This is a genomic window from Acidovorax sp. KPB24-03 (genome assembly GCF_057546605.1).
The window spans coordinates 1-890 of sequence record NZ_BAAJYR010000789.1; the positions used below are offsets into that span (position 1 = coordinate 1).

The 890-nt window shown below is 72.8% G+C and carries 2 protein-coding genes; both read right to left on the reverse strand.

What is annotated here, in order from left to right:
• A partial coding sequence (locus AC27KI_RS26025) for an antibiotic biosynthesis monooxygenase family protein (protein WP_487116731.1) occupies positions 1 to 242 on the reverse strand: 242 nt, incomplete at its 3' end.
• Positions 239 to 634 (reverse strand): NIPSNAP family protein, encoded by a 396-nt coding sequence (locus tag AC27KI_RS26030; protein ID WP_487116733.1) that lies wholly within the window; start codon positions 632 to 634, stop codon positions 239 to 241. The genes AC27KI_RS26030 and AC27KI_RS26025, both read right to left, overlap by 4 nt.
• Positions 635 to 890 lie beyond the last annotated feature (256 nt).

Below are 890 nucleotides of genomic sequence, written 5' to 3' on the forward strand. Positions count from 1 at the left end.
CCCGCGCGGCCGGCGGCCTGCGCCTGGCGGTGGCTCTCGCACTGGCGCCACTGCGCCACGGCGGCCTCGTCGCGCCAGAACGACAGCGACAGCAGCTTGCCCGGCTGGCTGAGGCTCTCGAACCGCTCGATGGAGACGAAGCCGTCCATGCGCTCCAGCTCGCAGCGCAGCGCAGCGGCGGTGTCCAGGTAGGGCTGGCGGCCTGCGGCGCTGGGCACGACCTCGAAGATGACGGCGATCATGCGGCGGCTCCGGCGGCGGGCGGCTCCCCTGGGGATGCCAGCAGCGACAGCGGCGGGTGCGGCGGCAGGGCAGGGCGCTGGAACGTGCCCTCCACCACCTCGGCGAACGTGCGCTGCTCGCGCAGGATGAAGCGCTGGCGCTGCGCCCGCTCGAAGTTGGCGCGGCCTTGCGGGTCGGTCCGCAGACGCGCGCGGTAGGCCTCGTAAGCGGCCAGGCTGTCGAACGCGATCAGGCCCCAGGCCTCGTCGTTGGTGCCCTCGCTCGGCACGAAGTAGCCCAGCAGGTGGCCGCCGCAGCGCGGAATGATGTGGCCCCATTGCGCGGCGTACTCGCGAAACGCGGCGATCTGGAAGGGGTCGAGCTGGTAGCGAATGAAGCAGGTGAGGGCCATGGAGGGTTCCTTGGGTAGATGGTCGGGGGCGAAGGCACAGGGCCGGCGGGGCGCCGCATCCGCACGGCATGGTGGCCATTGGGCCGCGTTCCGCGGGGTCGATGCTTCGCCGTGGAACGAAGCATCCCGGCCGGCGCCTGCGGCACACTGGCCGGCATGAACACCAACCAGATCGCGCACATCGCCGCGCTCGTCGGCGAGCCGGCGCGCACCGGCATGCTGCTGGCGCTGATGGACGGGCGGGGCGCTCACGGCG